Source organism: Micromonospora sp. SD19 (assembly GCF_054462275.1).
On the sequence record NZ_JBTLMN010000003.1, the window covers coordinates 404,477 to 421,296 of the forward strand.

Annotated in this window: 17 protein-coding genes; 14 read left to right on the top strand and 3 right to left on the bottom strand. The window is 72.9% G+C overall.

Features of this window, described 5'->3' with window-relative positions:
• Positions 1–21 precede the first annotated feature (21 nt).
• Both ACX27O_RS14310 and ACX27O_RS14315 read right to left on the bottom strand, forming a co-directional pair.
• Positions 22–963 carry a DMT family transporter gene (locus tag ACX27O_RS14310; RefSeq protein ID WP_156057870.1) on the bottom strand — a complete coding sequence of 314 codons (942 nt, stop codon included), beginning with the start codon at positions 961–963 and terminating at the stop codon, positions 22–24.
• 211 nt (positions 964–1,174) lie between these two features.
• The gene (locus tag ACX27O_RS14315; RefSeq protein ID WP_030336232.1) at positions 1,175–1,435 is read right to left on the bottom strand and encodes a hypothetical protein; all 261 of its coding nucleotides are present in this window, start codon (positions 1,433–1,435) and stop codon (positions 1,175–1,177) included.
• A 157-nt stretch (positions 1,436–1,592) separates the two neighbouring features.
• Here ACX27O_RS14315 and ACX27O_RS14320 point away from each other — a divergent pair, with 157 nt between their 5' ends.
• From ACX27O_RS14320 to ACX27O_RS14330, 3 genes are all read left to right on the top strand, one after another.
• Positions 1,593–1,868 carry an isoamylase early set domain-containing protein gene (locus ACX27O_RS14320; protein WP_030336230.1) on the top strand — a complete coding sequence of 92 codons (276 nt, stop codon included), beginning with the start codon at positions 1,593–1,595 and terminating at the stop codon, positions 1,866–1,868.
• Between the two features lie 109 nt (positions 1,869–1,977).
• Positions 1,978–2,730: a lytic polysaccharide monooxygenase gene (locus ACX27O_RS14325; RefSeq protein ID WP_458939546.1), complete on the top strand. Its 753-nt coding sequence runs from the start codon at positions 1,978–1,980 to the stop codon at positions 2,728–2,730.
• A 63-nt stretch (positions 2,731–2,793) separates the two neighbouring features.
• A complete protein-coding gene (locus ACX27O_RS14330; RefSeq protein WP_458939547.1) occupies positions 2,794–3,402 on the top strand; it encodes a DUF305 domain-containing protein in 609 nt (202 codons plus the stop codon).
• A 12-nt stretch (positions 3,403–3,414) separates the two neighbouring features.
• Here the strand turns inward: ACX27O_RS14330 and msrB are convergent, their stop codons facing one another.
• The gene (msrB, locus tag ACX27O_RS14335; RefSeq protein ID WP_030336225.1) at positions 3,415–3,819 is read right to left on the bottom strand and encodes a peptide-methionine (R)-S-oxide reductase MsrB; all 405 of its coding nucleotides are present in this window, start codon (positions 3,817–3,819) and stop codon (positions 3,415–3,417) included.
• Positions 3,820–3,866: 47 nt separating this feature from the next.
• Here msrB and ligD point away from each other — a divergent pair, with 47 nt between their 5' ends.
• The 11 genes from ligD (at position 3,867) to ACX27O_RS14390 (ending at position 16,620) form a co-directional block, all read left to right on the top strand.
• On the top strand, positions 3,867–4,898 hold the full coding sequence (gene ligD, locus ACX27O_RS14340) for a non-homologous end-joining DNA ligase (protein WP_458939548.1): 1,032 nt from the start codon (positions 3,867–3,869) through the stop codon (positions 4,896–4,898).
• 322 nt (positions 4,899–5,220) lie between these two features.
• Complete coding sequence (locus ACX27O_RS14345; protein WP_210866459.1) at positions 5,221–6,471, top strand: HNH endonuclease signature motif containing protein; 1,251 nt, start codon at positions 5,221–5,223, stop codon at positions 6,469–6,471.
• A gap of 250 nt (positions 6,472–6,721) precedes the next feature.
• On the top strand, positions 6,722–7,351 hold the full coding sequence (locus ACX27O_RS14350) for a hypothetical protein (protein ID WP_210866458.1): 630 nt from the start codon (positions 6,722–6,724) through the stop codon (positions 7,349–7,351).
• Entirely contained in the window at positions 7,348–7,980 is a 633-nt protein-coding gene (locus ACX27O_RS14355; RefSeq protein WP_030336220.1) for a YdeI/OmpD-associated family protein, read from the top strand. Before ACX27O_RS14350 ends, ACX27O_RS14355 begins: the two co-directional genes overlap by 4 nt.
• An 88-nt stretch (positions 7,981–8,068) precedes the next feature.
• Positions 8,069–8,503: a DUF2975 domain-containing protein gene (locus tag ACX27O_RS14360; protein ID WP_245233731.1), complete on the top strand. Its 435-nt coding sequence runs from the start codon at positions 8,069–8,071 to the stop codon at positions 8,501–8,503.
• Positions 8,503–8,718, top strand: a complete 216-nt coding sequence (locus ACX27O_RS14365) for a helix-turn-helix domain-containing protein (protein ID WP_030336216.1) — start codon at positions 8,503–8,505, stop codon at positions 8,716–8,718. Before ACX27O_RS14360 ends, ACX27O_RS14365 begins: the two co-directional genes overlap by 1 nt.
• On the top strand, positions 8,715–8,879 hold the full coding sequence (locus ACX27O_RS14370) for a hypothetical protein (protein WP_210866457.1): 165 nt from the start codon (positions 8,715–8,717) through the stop codon (positions 8,877–8,879). Before ACX27O_RS14365 ends, ACX27O_RS14370 begins: the two co-directional genes overlap by 4 nt.
• 116 nt (positions 8,880–8,995) lie before the next feature.
• Positions 8,996–12,181 (top strand): FtsX-like permease family protein, encoded by a 3,186-nt coding sequence (locus ACX27O_RS14375; RefSeq protein WP_458939549.1) that lies wholly within the window; start codon positions 8,996–8,998, stop codon positions 12,179–12,181.
• The gene (locus ACX27O_RS14380) at positions 12,178–14,886 is read left to right on the top strand and encodes an FtsX-like permease family protein (protein WP_358126910.1); all 2,709 of its coding nucleotides are present in this window, start codon (positions 12,178–12,180) and stop codon (positions 14,884–14,886) included. Before ACX27O_RS14375 ends, ACX27O_RS14380 begins: the two co-directional genes overlap by 4 nt.
• Position 14,887: 1 nt before the next feature.
• Positions 14,888–15,883, top strand: coding sequence for an ABC transporter ATP-binding protein (locus ACX27O_RS14385; protein WP_030336210.1), 996 nt, complete (start codon positions 14,888–14,890; stop codon positions 15,881–15,883).
• 11 nt (positions 15,884–15,894) lie between these two features.
• Positions 15,895–16,620: an ABC transporter ATP-binding protein gene (locus tag ACX27O_RS14390; RefSeq protein ID WP_051708782.1), complete on the top strand. Its 726-nt coding sequence runs from the start codon at positions 15,895–15,897 to the stop codon at positions 16,618–16,620.
• The last annotated feature ends 200 nt before the right edge of the window (positions 16,621–16,820 follow it).

Below are 16,820 nucleotides of genomic sequence, written 5' to 3' on the forward strand. Positions count from 1 at the left end.
CCGATCGTAGGTCGGGCGGTTTCACCTGCTGTCCGCCCGGTCGGGCGCGAGGTAGGTGGCGGCCACGGCGGTAAGCAGCAGGACGCCGCCGACGATCACCGGCAGGGGAAGCGGTTCGCGCAGCAGCGCCACCGCGAGCGCCGCGGCGGTGAGCGGTTCGAGCAGCGTCAGCACGGCCGCGACGCTGCCCGGGGTGGTGCGCAGTCCGGCGTAGAACAACGCGTACGCGACCGCCGTGGTGACCACGCCGAGGTGCAGCAGCAGCGCCACGGTGTCCAGGCGTACCGGCAGGCCGACCCCGGCGACCAAGGCGAACGGCGCCAGGGTCAGCGCGCCGACCACCGTGGAGATGGTGGTCAGGGTCATCGGCGCGGTGCGCTGCGACACCTGGCGGCTGATCAGGGTGGTCACCGCGTACCCGAGGCCCGAGCCGGCCGCCGCGAGCAGGCCGAGCAGCGGGGCGGGCGCCGCCGCGCCGGGCTGCCCGGTGGCGCCGGTGATCAGGACGAGGCCGGCCACCGCCGCGACCAGCGTGCCGAGGCGCAGCGGGCCGGGGAGCCGGCGGGCCTGCACCGACTCCCAGGCGGCGGCGAGCACCGGGGCCAGGCCCAGGCTGACGATGGTGGCCACGCTGACGCCGGCCCAGGCCACGGCGGCGAAGTAGAGCGCCTGGTAGAGGCCGAGGCCGACGCCGGTGAGCAGCAGCGGTACGGGTGCGGCGCGCAGCGTGGACACGATCGTGCGGAGCCGGCCGGCGGTGCAGGCCAGCAGCACGAGCGCGGCGATGGCGAGGCGGTGGAAGCCGATGCTCACCGGGCTGAGCCCGGTGCCCTCGCGCAGGAGTTGCACCGCCACGCCGGTGGTGCCCCACAGCACGCCGGTGACGGTGATCTGGATCAGGCCGCTGCGGGCGGCGTGGCGGGCGGCCGAGGCGGCCGGCAACGGGGTACGGGTGATGGACACGGGAGCGCTCCGAAGGGTCAGCCGTTGACGGGGACGACGTCGACGGAGCGCGTACGACAGGATGGCCGAGCGGGGTCAGGTCACCCGGTCGGCGAGAGGCGCGGCGCTCCGCTCAGGAGCGCGGCGGGGGCAGGACGCCCAGAAACGGTCGCATGGCGACGACCGTACCCCAGTCTGGTGGCCCGGCTGACCCGCGGCCGGTTTGGCGCGGTCAGGCCGGGCGGGCGCCGACGGCGTCGCGGACCTCCGCGCCCACCGCGCCCTCGACGGCGCGGGCGCAGTGCGCGCAGCAGAAGAAGCGGCCGTTGACCTCGACACCGTGCCCGACGATCTTGACCTGGCAGTGCTCGCAGATGGGTGCCATCCGGTGGATCGCGCATTCGAACGAGTCGAAGGTGTGCACGTCGCCGCTGACGGTGTGCACCTCGAACGCCATCCAGTAGTCGTTGCCGCAGACCTCGCAGGTTGCCACCGAAAAACCTCCGTTACGTGGACAAGTGCCTACAGAATCCCCCAGGGCTGTCGGGGCGCGCGGCGGAACGTCGACGCCTGACCCGGGTGGCGGCGTGTCGGCGTCGGCGTGTTGCCCGTTGTGCCTGGTGAACCGCCGCGACCCCCGGAGGATCACCGTGATCAAGCGCAACAGGCTCTTCGGCAACCAGACCCGGGTCACCTTCTGCCTGCCCCGTGACGTCCCGCCCGGCCCGGTGAGCGTCGTCGGCTCCTTCAACGGCTGGGAGCCGGGTCGACACGAGTTGGTGGCCCGCCGCGACGGCACCAGGACGGTGACGGTGAAACTGCCGCCGGGGGAGCACCGGTTCCGGTACCTCGGCACCGGCGGCGTCTGGTTGGACGACGAGTCCGCCGATCAGGTCGACGACCGGGGCAGCCTGCTGCGGCTCTGAGAAGAAAACCGTCACCATCGATGTATTTATCGATGAGAGTCTTTACTGTTAACAATGTTTAAATTACGTTGAGGGGCACCTCACCGCACCTGGAGAAGGAGCTGCCCCGATGCGTCGAAGAATCACTGTTCCGCTGGTGGCGGCGGGCGCCGTCGCCGCCACCCTGACCGTCGCCGCCCCCGCGCAGGCGCACGGTTACGTCTCCGCCCCACCGAGCCGGCAGGCGCTCTGCGCGCAGGGCCGGGTGCCCGACTGCGGGCAGATCAAGTACGAGCCGCAGAGCGTCGAAGGGCCCAAGGGTCTGCGCAGCTGCAACGCCGGAATCGCCCAGTTCGCCGTCCTCAACGACGACAGTCGGGGCTGGCCGGCCACCTCGGTGGGCAGCTCGCTGACCTTCACCTGGGTGAACACCGCCCGGCACGCCACCAGCAACTGGGAGTACTGGATCGGCAACACCCGCGTCGGCGTGGTCAACGGCAACGGTCAGCAGCCCGGCGCCACCGTCTCGCACAACGTCAACCTCGGCGGCTTCACCGGCCGGCAGAAGATCCTCGCGGTGTGGAACATCTCCGACACGGCGAACGCCTTCTACTCCTGCATCGACGTGCAGATCGGCGGCGGCGGGACGAACCCCACCCCCACCCCCACTCCCACACCCACCCCCACGGCGACCCCACGGCCCACCCCGACCCCCACGCCGACCACTCCACCCGCGCAGGGCGGCACCTGGGCGGCCGGTCGGGCGTACCAGGTCGGCGACCAGGTCACCTACGGCGGAGCGACGTACCGCTGCCGGCAGGCGCACACCGCGATCGCGGGCTGGGAGCCGCCGAACGTACCGGCGCTCTGGCTCCAGGTCTGACCGCACGGGTGCGGCCGGTCGGTCGCACCCGTGTCGCCACCCTCGCGTGAACGGAGCATCGGCATGCCCCGCCGTACCCCACTGGCGTCCCTCGTCGCCGCTCTGCTGCTCAGCGGAGCGTGCGCCGGATCACCCACGTCGAGTCCGTCGGCAGTGCCGCAGCCGGCCCCCGCGTCCCCGGCCAGCTCAGCGCCGGCCGGGTCCGCGGGCGTCGGATCGTCGACCGACGGGGCCGCGATGAGCGGGATCGACGTGGTGTTCCTCAGCACCATGGTCGGGCACAGCGAACGCACCCTGCAGATCGTCCGGCTGGCCCGGGACCGGCTGCGCGACGATGCGCTGCGCACCCTGGCCGCCGCCATCGAGGCGACCGAGGCCGACGAGCTGACCACGATGCGCGGCTGGCTGGCCACGGCCGGGCCGGGCGCCAGCGCGGCGGCACACCACCACGACGGGCACGGCGACGACGCCGCGCTCGACCGGCTGCGGACCGCGCCGGACGCGGACGTCGACCGGGTGTTGCGCGAGGTGCTCGCCGACCACCAACGATCGGCTGCCGACCTGGCCCGATCCCACGTCGACGTCGGCCGCGACGACCGGGTCCGCGACCTGGCCCGGCGCGTCGAACAGTCCCGGACCGCCGAGATCGAGCTGCTCAGGGGTACGCAGTGAGTGGCTCCGTGGTCAGCGGGGTTCCAGCTTGATGGAGACCGAGTTGACGCAGTGCCGGGTGTCCTTCGGGGTGAAACCCTCGCCGTGGAAGACGTGCCCGAGGTGGCTGTCGCAGCGGGCGCAGCGGATCTCCGTGCGGGCCATGCCGAGGCTGCGGTCCTCGATCTCCTTGACCCGGCCCGGGATGGCGTCGTCGAAGCTCGGCCAGCCACAGTGCGAGTCGAACTTGGTGTCGCTGGAGAACAGCTCCAGCCCGCAGGCGCGGCAGTGGTAGACCCCCTGGGTCTTCGTGTCCACGTACTCGCCTGTCCACGGGCGTTCGGTGCCGGCCTCCCGCAGGACGTGGAACTCCTCGGGGGTCAGCCGGACCCGCCACTCTTCGTCGGTACGGGGCAGCTCGTTGTCGTCAAGACTCACCCGTCAACGGTACGTCGAACGTCGGGGGCGTGGCATAAGGTCGCGGGATGGGTGGCACCAAGGCCACGGCCGCCGAGATCGAGGTGGCCGGGCACACCGTCCGACTGAGCAGTCCGGATCGGGTGATCTTCCCGCAGCGGGGGTTCACCAAGGCGGACGTCTTCCACTACTACCTCGCGGTCGGCGACGGGATCATGCGCGCCCTGCGGAACCGGCCGACCACCCTGCAACGCTTCCCCGAGGGCGTCGAGGGCGAGGCGTTCTTCCAGAAGCGGGTGCCCACCCGAGGGGTTCCGCCGTGGGTGACGACCGCCCAGATCACCTTCCCGAGCGGCCGGAGCGCGGCGGAGCTGTGCCCGGTCGACCTCGCGCACGTGGCCTGGGCGGCGCAGATGGGCACCATCGTCTTCCACCCGTGGCCGGTGCGGGCCGCCGACGTCGACCGTCCCGACGAGCTGCGCATCGACCTGGATCCGCAGCCCGGCACCGACTTCGCCGACGCGGCCCGGGCCGCCGGGGAGGTCCGTGCGCTCCTCGACGAGCTGGGCGCGATTGGTTGGCCGAAGACCTCCGGTGGCCGGGGCGTGCACGTCTACCTGCGCATCCAACCCCGCTGGACGTTCACCGAGGTGCGCCGGGCCACCATCGCGCTGGCCCGGGAGGTGGAGCGCCGCAACCCCGACCTGGTCACCACCGCCTGGTGGAAGGAGGAGCGCGGCACCCGGGTGTTCGTCGACTTCAACCAGATGGCGCGGGACCGGACGATCGCCTGCGCGTACTCGCTGCGGGCCAACGCGCGGGCCACCGTCTCGACCCCGGTCACCTGGGACGAGCTGCCCGACGTCGACCCGGACGACTTCGACCTGCGCACCGTCCCGGCGCGGCTCGCCGAGCGCAGTGACCCGCACGCCGGCATCGACGACACACCATGGGACATCACCCCGCTGCTGGAGTGGGCCGAGCGCGACGCCGCCGCCGGCCAGGGCGACCTGCCGTACCCGCCGGACCACCCGAAGATGCCCGGCGAACCCAAGCGGGTGCAGCCCAGCCGCGCCAAGCGCACCCCCGACGGTCCCTGACGGGTCTCCCGGGTGGGGCCAGCGGGCCGGCCTTGCGCCGCCCCGGCCTTGCGCCGCCCCGGCCTTGCGCCGCCCCGGCCTTGCGCCGCCCCGGCCTTGCGCCGCCCCGCCTTGCGCCGCGCCCTCCGCGCCGCCTTGCACCGCGTCGCGCCAAGGTTCGAGCAACTTTCCCGATGTTGCTGCCTCCGGTGGGTGGGAGACAGCAACATCGCTGATGTTGTGCGGATCTTGGCGACAGGCATTCCGTGCGGCGCCTGCGCCGGTGGTTCCGCACGTCTGTGACGGCCGAATTTTTGTCGTACACCTGTTCTAGAGTTTGTATGTGATCGATGAGTTGGTGCGGGCCGAGGCGGCAGTGGTGAGCTGTGCCGACGCTGCCGCCTGGGCCCTCTCCGAGCGCGATCTCATCGCGGCGCTCGACGCCACGCACCGGTTGCAGCAGCGGCTGGCGGCGGTGCAGTTGGCGGTCGTCCGGGAGTTGGACGGGCGCGGCGTCGCGCTGGCGCAGGGCGCGTCCTCCACAGCGGTGTGGTTGCGCGAGCGGCTACGTCTCGATGTCTCGGCCGCGCGTCGGCTGGTCGGCCTCGCGGCTTCGATCGACGTTGCGCCACCCGCGGTGCGTGACGCCCTGGCGAGCGGGGCGGTCAGCGTGGAGCAGGCCCGGGTCATCGCCGAGACGGCCGCCACGGTGACGGCGTCGGCGGGCTCCGAGGTGGCCGACAAGGCCGTCGGTGTGCTGGTCGAGTGGGCCAGGCAGTTCGACCCCACCCTGCTCCGCAAACTCGGCACCCGCATCCTCGACCACGTCGCTCCCGACCTCGCCGACGCTGCCGCCGCAGCGGCCCTGGCCGCCGAGGCCGCCCGGGCCACCCGCGACCGACACGTCACCATCTCCGAGCAGGCCGGCGGGCGGCTACGGCTCAGCGGCACCCTCGACGCGGAGGCCGCAGCACTGTTGCGTGCCGTCATCGACCCACTCAGCGCGCCCGCCGGCCCCGACGACACCCGCTGTGCCGGGCAGCGCCGCCACGACGCCCTCGCGGACGTGTGTCGGCTGGCGCTGCGCACCGGCGAGCTGCCCGAGAACGGCGGCGACCCCGCCCAACTCGTCGTCACCATCGACTACGACGGGCTGGCACGGCAGGTGGGTGGCGGGACCCTCGACGTCGGCCTGCGGCTCACCCCCGACACGGTGCGCCAACTCGCATGCGACGCGGCCATCCTGCCCGCCGTGCTCGGCGGCGCCGGGCAGGTGCTCGACGTGGGCCGACAGCGTCGCCTTGTCACCGGCCCCCTGCGCCGGGCCCTGGTGCTTCGCGATGGCGGCTGCGCCTTCCCCGGCTGCGACCGGCCACCCCGCTGGTGCGCCGCCCACCACATCCGGCACTGGGCCGACGGGGGCCCGACCAGCCTCGACAACGCGGTGCTGCTCTGCGGCCACCACCACCGGCACATCCACCAGACCGACTGGTTGGTCCGGCTGGGCGGCAACGGACACCCCGAGTTCGTGCCGCCGGCCTGGCTCGATCCAGACCAGATTCCGCGCCGCAACCACTACCACCAACGAACATAGGCCGACCGACTGCCACCGCCGAACGGAGGCCGACCGGCTGCCATCGCCGAACGGCGGCCGACCGGCATCCACCATCGAACATAGGCCGACCGACTGCCACCATCGAACGGAACCCGACCCGGTGCCGCCAGTCGGCACGGCGGTCGGGAGGTGGGGCGTCTTCGGTGGGCTGCCACTCGGCGACGGCCCGCCGTCGGGCCACGTAGCTCTCGTCGTACCAATGTGGATCTTGTCGACTAGCCTGTGTCGCATGGCCATGCGACCGGATGAGTTCTACGACCACGCGGTTGCCGCCGCGGACGACGAGCGCCGCCTTCCCCTGGCGCGCATGACCGGGTGGGAGATCAGTCCGTTCGAGCCGGACGGACTTCGCGTGGCGCCGCTGCGGCCGCCGGTGCTCCCCGAGCCGCCGCGCCACGGCGAGGATCCGTCAGACTGCGACGCCTGCCGCAAGCGGGACGAAGGGATCTGGTTCAACGAGCGGTGGCGGCTGACCCGGATCGAGGGTGTGGGTGTCCCGCTGGTGCTCATGCTGTTGCCGCGCGAGCACTACGACATGGCGGACCTGCCCGACGAGTTGGCCGCCGAGCTGGGGTTGTTGAGCACCCGCATCGTCCGCCACGTGCAGGCGCTGCCGCACATCTCACGCGCCCACGTCTACCGCTTCGGCGACGGCGGCGCCCACCTGCACATCTGGTTCTTCGCTCGGCCGGAGGGGCAGGCCCAGTTGTTCGGGTCGTGGCTGGTCGCCTGGGACGACCTGCTGCCGGAGTACCCGGCGCAGGTGGCCGACGCCGACGCCGACGTGGTGGCGGACGCGTTGGTCGAGTCCCACGGCGGGCACCGACTGTCAGACCCGGGGGTTAGCCTGCCGGCATGACGAGCGCTGAGCTGGACGAGCTGATCGTCGCTGACGCCGACGCGCTGCGCGCCTGGTTGTCGGCGAACCACGCCTCGTCGCCCGGTGTCTGGCTCGCGCTGACCAAAAAGGGCGGCACGGTCACGACGGTGACCTGGCAGCAGGCGGTCGACGAGGGCCTGTGCTTCGGCTGGATCGACGGGCAGGCCCGTAAGCGGGACGAGGGGTCCTCGTGGATCCGGTTCACCCCGCGCCGGTCCCGCAGCTCGTGGTCGCAACGCAACGTGGCGAACGTTGCCCGGCTGGAGGAACAGGGACGGATGCTGCCACCGGGTCGGGCCGCGGTGGATGCGGCGAAGGCGGACGGTCGGTGGGCGGCGGCGTACGCCCCGCCGTCGGAGGCGGAGGTGCCGGCCGACCTCCTCGCCGCGATCGCCGCCGAACCCGCTGCGCAGGCCATGTTCGACGTGCTCACCAAGGCCAACCGGTTCGCCCTCATTCACCGCCTCAACGCGGTCAAGCGGGCGGAGACCCGCGAGCGGAAGATCGTCGACTTCGTCGCCATGTTGGCCCGGCACGAGGCGTTCTACCCGCAGAAGGCCAGACCGTCCTCGGCGGCCGACGCGCCCGGCGCAACAGGCGGCAACTGACGAACCGATTGACTTTCGATAGGTAGCGAGCGAAACTCGATGCATGGTTACTGAGCATCGAGCGGTTGCCGCTCTCAGAGTCTTTCTCGTGGTGCTGTTCGGGGTGCTGGTCGTGTTCCAGACCCTCTCGCTGCCCGGCCAGTTCGCGTACATGGCTGAGCAGTCGCCGCAGGACGCCCACCTGCGCTGGCCGGCGACCGCCGTGACGGTGTTCTGGGTGCTCTGCGTCCAGGTGGTCATCGTCGCGACGTGGCAGTTGCTCAGCCTGGTCAAGAGCGACCGCATCTTCACCGAGGCGTCGCTCAAGTGGGTGGACGCCATCGTGTGGGCCATCGCCGCCGCCTGGGTGGTGCTGGTGGGCGTCTTCCTCTGGGTCGGCTTCAACGCGGACGACCCGGGACTACCCCTCCTGCTCTTCCTCCTGACGGTGGGCGTCACCGTGCTGGGGCTCCTCATGGTGGTGATGCGTGCGCTGCTGCGGCAGGCCACCACGCTGCGCAGCGACATGGAAGCGGTGATCTGATGCCCATCGTCGTCCGCATCGACGTCGAGTTGGCCAAGCGCAAGATGAGCGTCGGTGAGTTCGCCGAGCGCGTCGGGCTCACGCCGGCCAACGTGGCGGTGCTCAAGAACGGCCGCGCCAAGGCCGTCCGGTTCAGCACCCTGGAAGCGATGTGCCGGGTGCTCGACTGCCAGCCCGGAGACCTGCTCGAGTGGGTGGAGGAGGAAACCCCATGAGGTACGCCCTGATCGCTGCCGCGGTCCTCGGGGTGGCGCTCGGCGTCGCCGCCGTCGTCCTCGGCGGGGCCGATGACTCCCCGGGCCTGCAGGGCATCGGCGTCCTGCTGGTGATCGGCGCGGTGGTGTTCGGCATCCGCAACGTTCGACGCGGCAGCTAGCCGCCCGGCTTCGGCCGACCCTCCCGTAATAACGATCAAGTAACGGGCGCGAACCTTTCCCGGTAGGTGGCCTGTCTTGATGGTCGTCGGCCCGCCAGGGCCAGGGGAGGCGTCGGATGAAGCTGGTGTGGAGGCGGGCCCGGGAGGCGCGCGGGTTGCTGATGGCGGCGGTGATCGCTGCCCTCGTCGCCGTCGCGTTGGTCACGGGACTGTCCGACTACAACCGTCGGGCCGTCGACGCCGGGCAGCGGGCTCTCGTCGCCGCCTCGCCCGCCGAGGAGCGCGGCCTACTGGTCAGTGGCTCGGGCGGGCGGGACGCGGCGGAGTTCGCAACCCGGGACAAGGCGGTCCGCGCCGAGTTCGCCACCGGGCTCGGCGGCGTCCCGGTCGCTGTCACCGCCGCCCGGTACGGCACCGGCCGGGAGCTGACCGGCGACCTCGGGCAGATTCCGCGTACCGCCGACGAACCGGTCTTCGCGAGCCTGGCCACGCTCGACGACCTCGCCAGCCACGCCGAGCTGACCAGCGGTGCCTGGCCCCGCCCCGGAGCCAATCCCATCCAGGTGAGCCTGCCCGAGCGGGTCGCCGGCACCCTCGGCCTGACCGTCGGCGAACGCGTCCCGGTGCGGGACCGGGCCACCGAACGACGGGGAGAGTTGGTGCTCGCCGGCACCTGGCGGCCCCGCGACCCGACCGACGCGTACTGGCTGCTGGCCCCCGGCGTGGGAGCGGGCAGCGCCGGTTCCGGAACCTCGTACGGCCCGTTCACGCTCGACCCGGCGGACTTCGCGGCCACCTTCCCGGGCTCCGTGTCGGCGTCCTGGCTCGCCCAACCGGACCTCGGCGGCGTCGACACCGCCGACCTGCCCGCCGTTCGGAAAGCCCTCACCGAGGCGTTGTCGGCAGTGCCCGAGGCTGCCCAACTGGGCAGCTCCGGGCAGGCGGTGACGAAGATGGCGCAGCTGCTGGACCGGATCTCCCGCGCCGACCTGGTGGGTCGCTCGTCGCTGGCCACCCCGCTGCTGCTCATCCTGGTGCTCGGCGGGTACGCGCTGGTGCTCGTCGCCGCGCTGCTGCACGAGGACCGTCGCCCACAGACCGCGCTGCTACGCGCCCGTGGCGCCGCCCGTCGGCAGTTGGCCGGCCTGGCCGCCCGGGAGGCGACCCTGGTGGTCGCCCCGGCGGCCGTGCTCGGTCCGCTGATCGCCGGTGAGGCGCTGCGGTACATCCGGCCCGGCGGGTCGAGTGACCTCTCCACCGCCGGCGGCAACACCACACTGATCTGGGCGGCGGCAGCGGCCACCGCGGCCGGTTGCCTCGTCGCCATGGTCCTGCCGACGCTGCGCGGCGCCGGGACGTACGTCGCGGACATGGCGGCCCGATCCCGCCCGAACCGGGCCGCGAGCGTCCAACGCGCCAGCGTCGACCTGGTGCTGGTGGCGCTGGCCGTGCTCGCCTGGGTGCAGCTACGCCGCTACGCCTCGCCGCTGGCCGGCTCGGGCGGTCGGCTCGGCCTCGACCCGCTGCTGGTCGCCGCCCCCACACTCGGCGTGCTGGCCGGTGCCGTGCTGGCGCTGCGGGTGCTCCCACCGCTCACCCGGTTCGCGGAGCGGTTCGTCGACCGTCGTCCGTGGACCGCCACCATGTTCGGCATGTGGCAGGCCGGTCGGCGTCCGCACGCCGGCCCGGTCCTGCTGCTCGCCCTCGCCGTCGGCGGCAGCACCCTGGCCTGGTCCCTGATCAGCACCGGCGAGCGGTCCCAGGTCGAGCAGGCCGGCTACACGGTCGGCGCCGACATCCGCGTCACCGAACGGGCCGGGGGAGCCCCGCCGACCCGGACCGGTCAGCTCGCCGCGCTGCCGAGCGTGGACCGGGTGCTGCCGGTGTGGCGGGACGAGATCCGGGTCGGCCGGCAGAACCTGCCGGCGACGGTGATCGGCGTCGACCCGACCAGCGCCCCGGGCGTCGTCCGCCTCGCCGACCGCCTCGCCGACGGGTCGGCCTCCGAGCAGTACCAGCGCATGATCGATGAGCGTGCGGCACCAGCGGGTATCGAACTGCCCGCCGGGGCGCGCGCCGTCACCGGCACCGTCCGTACCCCGGTGAGCAACGCCGCCCGGCAGGTCCGGGTCGCGGTGACGCTGCTGGTCACCAGCCCCGACGGGCTCGCGGTACGGTTGCCGGCGACCAACGCCGACGGCGACGGTCGGGCTACCCGGTTCACCGTGCAGCTGCCCGACCTGGGTGGGGCGCGGCTGCGGTTGGCCGGATTCGAGGCCGACGGCGGGCTGGCGGCCGGCAACGCCTACCGACTCGAGCTGGACGATCTGAGCGTGGTCATGGCCGACGGCGCAACCCAGCCCGCCGACCTTGGCGGCGACTGGGTGCTGGCCGCCCCCGGCGAGGCATCCACGCCGGTGCGGACCAACGGCGCCGGGTTCGCCGCCGTCCACGACGTGGAGGTGATTCCCGGCGGGCAGTTCGCGTACCAGCCGCCGACACGGTTCTCCGTCGTGCCGGGCGGGGACAACAAGCCCGTACCGGTGCTGATGACCCCGCAGGTAAGCGAGGCGCTGAGCATGAACGTCGGCGACACCGTCGACCTCACCCTCTCCGGGGCGACGTTGCCGGTGCGACTGGTCGGTGAGCTCAGCGCCGTGCCGACCACCACCGCGGCCGGCGTGCTGCTGGACCTGCCCGCGGCGGTCGACGCGCTGATCCGTAGCGACGGGATGGTGCGACCCGTACCGGAATGGTGGATCCGCACCGCCGACGCGAACGCCGCAGCCCAGGCGGCCAGCGAACTCCCGGGCGTCACAGTGCTCAACCGGGAGGCGGCCATCGAGGCGGCCGCCGACGACCCGTACTGGCGCGGCTCCCGTACCGGAATGCTCGCCGCCGCGCTCGGCGCGGTGCTGCTCGCCATCGTCGGCCTGATGGTGGACGTGTGGGCGACCGCCCGGCGACGGCTCGGCGAGTTCGCGGTCCTGCACACCCTCGGCGCCACGCCCCGGCTGATGGCCAGGGCGCTGCTGGCCGAACAGACGTTCCTCGCCGGCATCGGCGTGGGCGTCGGGTTGCTACTCGGCACCGCCGTCGGCGCGACGATGGCCCCACTGGTCATCCTCACCCCGGCCGCCGGCCGGCCGGTCCCCCCGGCGGCGTTCGCGCTGCCCTGGGTGCCGATCGGCCTGACCGCGGTCGGTCTGCTGCTGGCGGCGCTCGCCTTCAGCGCGTTCATCGCCACCGGCATCCGTCAGCGGGTGGCGGCGGCGCAGCTGCGAATCGGGGGAGAACGATGAGCGTCGGGGCAGCCGTCCGGCGGGTCCGGGCGTACGGGGGGCAGTTCCTGCTGTTGGCGGTGCTGACCCTGGTGGTCACGCTGCTGATCAGTGGGGTGCCCCGGCTGGTCAACCGGCTCGCCGAGCAGGGGTTGCGAGCGCAACTCACCAGCGAGCCGGCGGAACGCCGGGACCTCACGTACACCAGCACCATGGCGCCCGCCCCGTCGCAGCGGACCGCGATGGGCAACGCCGTGGAGCGGTTCAACACCCTGGCCGCGGAGATGCCAGAGCAGGTGCGCTCGGCGGTGACCGAGCGGTGGTACAGCGTCGAGACCCAGGCGGCCCGGGTGGTCGGACCGGATCTGGCGGCCCGCAACCTGCTGCTCGACATGGGCCTGCGGGCCATGCCCGACATCCAGGGCGCGGGCACCCTGGTCGAGGGCGCATGGCCGAGCGAGACGTACGTTCCCGACCGGCCGATAGAGGTGGCGCTCGACGTCGACGTGGCCCGCAAGCTCAACCTGCGCGCCGGCAGCCAACTGCGCATCGGCAACACCGATGACAAGGGCAACCTCGTCGACGGTTCCCCGCTGCTGGTGTCCGGGCTGTTCCGCCCCGTCGACCGTTCGAACGGCATCTGGGACGCGCTGCCCCAAATGTTGCAGATCATCGAACCGGTGGGGGACGGCCAGCCGTTCATCATCACCGGCGTCGTCGCGCAGTCGGCCCTCAACAAGCGGGCTGTGGAGGGTTGGCCGATCCAGTCGATCTGGCGGTACCGCCTGGGCGTCGACCGGATCGACGCCCGCGAGCTGGACCAGCTGATCGACGGCCTGCAGGTGATGCAACGCAACCAGCCTGCGGACCTCGCCCTGACCCAGGGCGTCGACGTTCCGTTGCGCGCGTTCGCCGCCCAGATCGACGCGGTCCGCACCCTGCTCGCGGTGATCGCAGCCGGCGTACTGGCCACCCTGGCCGGGCTCATCGTGCTCGCGGCAGGTCTCGCCACCAGACGGCGTCGGTCCGAGTTCGTGCTGCTGCGTGCCCGCGGCGGCGGGGCCACCGCCGGCGCCCGGCGCAGCCTCGCCGAGTCGGTGCTGGTGGTTCCGGTGGCCGCCGTGCTGGGCTGGTGGCTGGGCACCCTGGTCCCCGGCGCCCCCGACCCGACAGTGCCGTACCTCATCGCGGTGACCGTGCTGGTCACGCTGGCGCTGCCGTTGGCGACGCTGGCCGTACCGGCTGGCGCAGCGGCGCGCCGGGACCTGATCCGGGTGCGCCCGTCGGCCCGTCGACTCACCGTGGAGGTCTCCCTGCTGCTCCTGGCCGGGCTCGCCGCGGTGCTGCTGCGCCGACGGGGGCTGACTCTCGGCGAGGTGGACCCGCTGCTCGTGTCGGTGCCCGTGCTCCTCGCGGTCGCCGCCGCGGTAGTGGCGCTGCGGGCGTACCCCTGGCCGTTGTTGCTGGTCAGTCGGCTGGCCGCGCGGACCCGGGGCAGCGTGGCGTTCCTCGGCACGGCCCGCGCCGGCCGCGCGGCGGTCGCCGCCCCGCTGGTCGTGGTGGTGCTGGCGATCGGCACCGCCGCGTTCTGCGCGGTCGTCGCCGCCGGCGTCGACGCGAGCCGGGAACGCGCCGCCGCGCAGCTCGTGCCCGCCGACGCGGTGATCCGGGGGGAGCGCTTCGCACCCGACACCGTCGACGAGTTGGGTCGCCTGCCGGGGGTCCGGGCCGTCACCCGGGTGCTGTACGAGGACGATGAGCGGCTGGCCGCCGACGAGGTCGGCACGGACGCCGCCATCGGGCAGACGGACGTACTGCTGGTCGACGGCTCGGGGTTGGACCTGGTGGCCCGCCAGTCCCAGGTGGACCTGTCGATTCCGGCCGCGCTGCGCACCGCCCTGCCCGGCCCGGGTCCGCTGCCGGCGATCGTCTCACCGGCGATCGCCGCCGACCTGGCGAAGGCCGGGCTGGCCGACTCCGCCTTCGTCGTGGTGCAGGGCGAGCGGTACGAGTTCCGGGTGGCCGGCACCGAGGCCGGTTTCCCGATGCTGGCGGCGAACGCCAGCCGGTTCGTGATCCTGCCCTGGCAGGCCCTGCCGACGCGGACCACCACACCCGTGCCGACCAGCCTGCTGATCGCCGGGGACGCACTGGACGCGGAAGCGCTGCGCGTCGTCGGCGACCAGGGCCAGGAGCGCTACCAGCGCGACGGCGCCGTCACCGGTCGGGAACGGCTGATCGGGGTCACCGTCGACACCCGGGCGGACGTCCGTCGGGATCTCGGCGAGGGCGGGGCGAACGGGGTGCTGGCCTTCGGGTTCCTGGGCGGTGCCGTCGGCGGCACCCTGCTCGGACTGTTGGCCATCGCGTTCACAGTGCTGGCCGGCGCGCGGTCCCGGGGCCAGGTGCTGTCCCGGCTGCGCACCCTCGGCCTGTCCCGCCGTCAGTGGCGAGGGCTGCTGCTGGTCGAGTTGACCCCGCTGGTCGCGGTGTCGGTGCTGACCGGTGCGCTCGTCGGCGCGGTCCTGCCCCTGCTGCTCAACCCGGTGCTCGGCCTGTCCGCGTTCACCAGTGGTGTGCCCGTCCGGGTGGCGTTCGAGCCCAGTCTGGTCGCCGCGGTGCTCGCGCTCGGGGCGGTCGCCCTCGGCTTCGCGGTCGCCGTCGAGGCCTTGAACAACCGCCGGTTGCGCCTCGGAGAGGTGCTTCGGCTCGGAGAGGAGAGCTGAGATGACCGCTACCGCCCAGACGCCACTGGTGCCTGACCTGGCCGCGCTGCAACAGCGGGCAGCGCTTCGCGCCGCCGAGCGGGCCGGCGGGCAGGACCGTCTCCGCGGGCACATCGTCTGCGACGGCCTGGTGCGCATCTTCAAGACCGAGGGGGTGGAGGTGGTCGCCCTACAGGGGCTCGACCTGGTCATCGACCGGGGTGAGCTGGTGGCGATCGTCGGTGCCTCCGGTTCCGGCAAGTCGACCCTGCTCAACATCCTCTCCGGCCTGGACACGCCGACCGCCGGTATCGCCCGGGTGGCCGACTACGACCTGCTCTCGCTGTCGGCCAAGCGGCGGCTGAGCTACCGGCGGCAGCTGGTCGGGTTCGTCTGGCAGCAGACCGGCCGCAACCTGCTGCCGTACCTCAACGCGCTGGAGAACGTCGAGCTGCCGATGCAGTTGGCCGGCAGGCGCAGCCGCAGGGCCCGCCGGGAGCGGGCCCGGGAACTGCTCGACCTGGTTGGCGTGGGCTACTGCGCCGACCGGCGGCCGGGGCAGCTCAGCGGCGGCGAGCAGCAGCGGGTCGCGGTGGCGGTGGCGGTGGCCAACGACCCCGAGGTGCTCTTCGCCGACGAGCCGACCGGTGAGCTGGACGAGGCGACCGGCGCGGAGGTCTTCGCGGCGCTGCGCACCATCAACGCGGAACTGGGCGTGACGATCGTGGTCGTCACCCACGACCACGCCGTGGCCACCCAGGTCCGCCGGACCGTCGCGATCCGCGACGGCCGAACCGCCTCCGAGGTACGCCGGACCGCCCGGATCGACGCGGACGGCAACACGGAGTTGGTCAGCGAGGAGTACGCGGTGCTGGACCGCAACGGTCGGATGCAGCTGCCGGCGGCGTTCGTCGACGCGCTCGCGCTGAAGGAGCGGGTCCGGCTCGACCTGGAGCCCGACCATGTGCAGGTACGGCCCGGCGACCGGGCCTCGGAGGATCGGGGGGCGCGGGCATGAGCCAGCGGAACATGGTGGTGACCGGCGCGACCGGCTTCGGCGGCGGGCTGACGACGAACTCCGACGAGGTGGTCCGCGTCAGTGGGGTCAGCCGCACCTTCGGCCGGGGTGAGCACGCCGTGCACGCCGTGCGGGACGTGTCCTTCACTGCCGGGCGAGGCGAGTTGGTGGCCATCCGAGGCCGCTCCGGGGCCGGTAAGACCACGCTGCTGAACCTCATCGGCGGGCTGGACCGACCGGACAGCGGTCAGGTGGTGGTGGCCGGGCACGAGGTGACCTCCGCCGGGGAGGCGGAGCTGCTGCGGCTGCGCCGGGGCACCGTCGGGTTCGTGTTCCAGACCTTCGGGCTGGTGCCGATCCTCTCCGCCGCCGAGAACGTGGGCGTGCCGTTGCGGCTGGCGCAGGTGCCGGCTGCGGAGCGGGAAGAGCGCGTCGCGGTGCTGCTGGAACTGGTCGGCCTGGGCGGGCACGCCGCGCAGCGCCCGTACGAACTCTCGGGCGGGCAGCAGCAGCGGGTCGCGGTGGCCCGCGCCTTGGCCAACGAGCCGGACCTGCTCATCGCCGACGAACCCACCGGTCAGCTCGACTCGGAGACCGGGCGGTCAATCATGGACCTGCTGCGCGCGGTGGTGCACGCCCGCGGCATGACCGCACTGGTGGCCACGCACGATCCGGCCCTGATCGACCTCGCCGACCGGGTTCTCGTCCTGCGCGACGGTCGTCTGGTCGACGGCTGAGCGCTGTCGACGGCTGGCGCTCTTGGGCGCTGGCCGCTGTCGGGCGCTGGCCGCTGTCGGGCGCTGGCTGTTGTCGGGGGCTGGCTGTTGTCGGCTTGTCGGGCGGCCGGCGCGACAGGTAGGGCATGGTGGTCGCGCCCACTGTGGAGCTGATGTCGTAGCTGAATCGCGGCGGTGAATCGTTTACGACATCAGCTCCA

What these genes read in the sequence shown, in the direction of transcription:
- ACX27O_RS14325 (WP_458939546.1), top strand. Translation starts at nt 1,978, where the DNA reads ATGCGTCGAAGAATCACTGTTCCGCTGGTGGCGGCGGGCGCCGTCGCC.
- ACX27O_RS14330 (WP_458939547.1), top strand. Translation starts at nt 2,794, where the DNA reads ATGCCCCGCCGTACCCCACTGGCGTCCCTCGTCGCCGCTCTGCTGCTC.
- ligD (WP_458939548.1), top strand. Translation starts at nt 3,867, where the DNA reads ATGGGTGGCACCAAGGCCACGGCCGCCGAGATCGAGGTGGCCGGGCAC.
- ACX27O_RS14350 (WP_210866458.1), top strand. Translation starts at nt 6,722, where the DNA reads ATGGCCATGCGACCGGATGAGTTCTACGACCACGCGGTTGCCGCCGCG.
- ACX27O_RS14355 (WP_030336220.1), top strand. Translation starts at nt 7,348, where the DNA reads ATGACGAGCGCTGAGCTGGACGAGCTGATCGTCGCTGACGCCGACGCG.
- ACX27O_RS14365 (WP_030336216.1), top strand. Translation starts at nt 8,503, where the DNA reads ATGCCCATCGTCGTCCGCATCGACGTCGAGTTGGCCAAGCGCAAGATG.
- ACX27O_RS14370 (WP_210866457.1), top strand. Translation starts at nt 8,715, where the DNA reads ATGAGGTACGCCCTGATCGCTGCCGCGGTCCTCGGGGTGGCGCTCGGC.
- ACX27O_RS14375 (WP_458939549.1), top strand. Translation starts at nt 8,996, where the DNA reads ATGAAGCTGGTGTGGAGGCGGGCCCGGGAGGCGCGCGGGTTGCTGATG.
- ACX27O_RS14380 (WP_358126910.1), top strand. Translation starts at nt 12,178, where the DNA reads ATGAGCGTCGGGGCAGCCGTCCGGCGGGTCCGGGCGTACGGGGGGCAG.
- ACX27O_RS14385 (WP_030336210.1), top strand. Translation starts at nt 14,888, where the DNA reads ATGACCGCTACCGCCCAGACGCCACTGGTGCCTGACCTGGCCGCGCTG.
- ACX27O_RS14390 (WP_051708782.1), top strand. Translation starts at nt 15,895, where the DNA reads ATGGTGGTGACCGGCGCGACCGGCTTCGGCGGCGGGCTGACGACGAAC.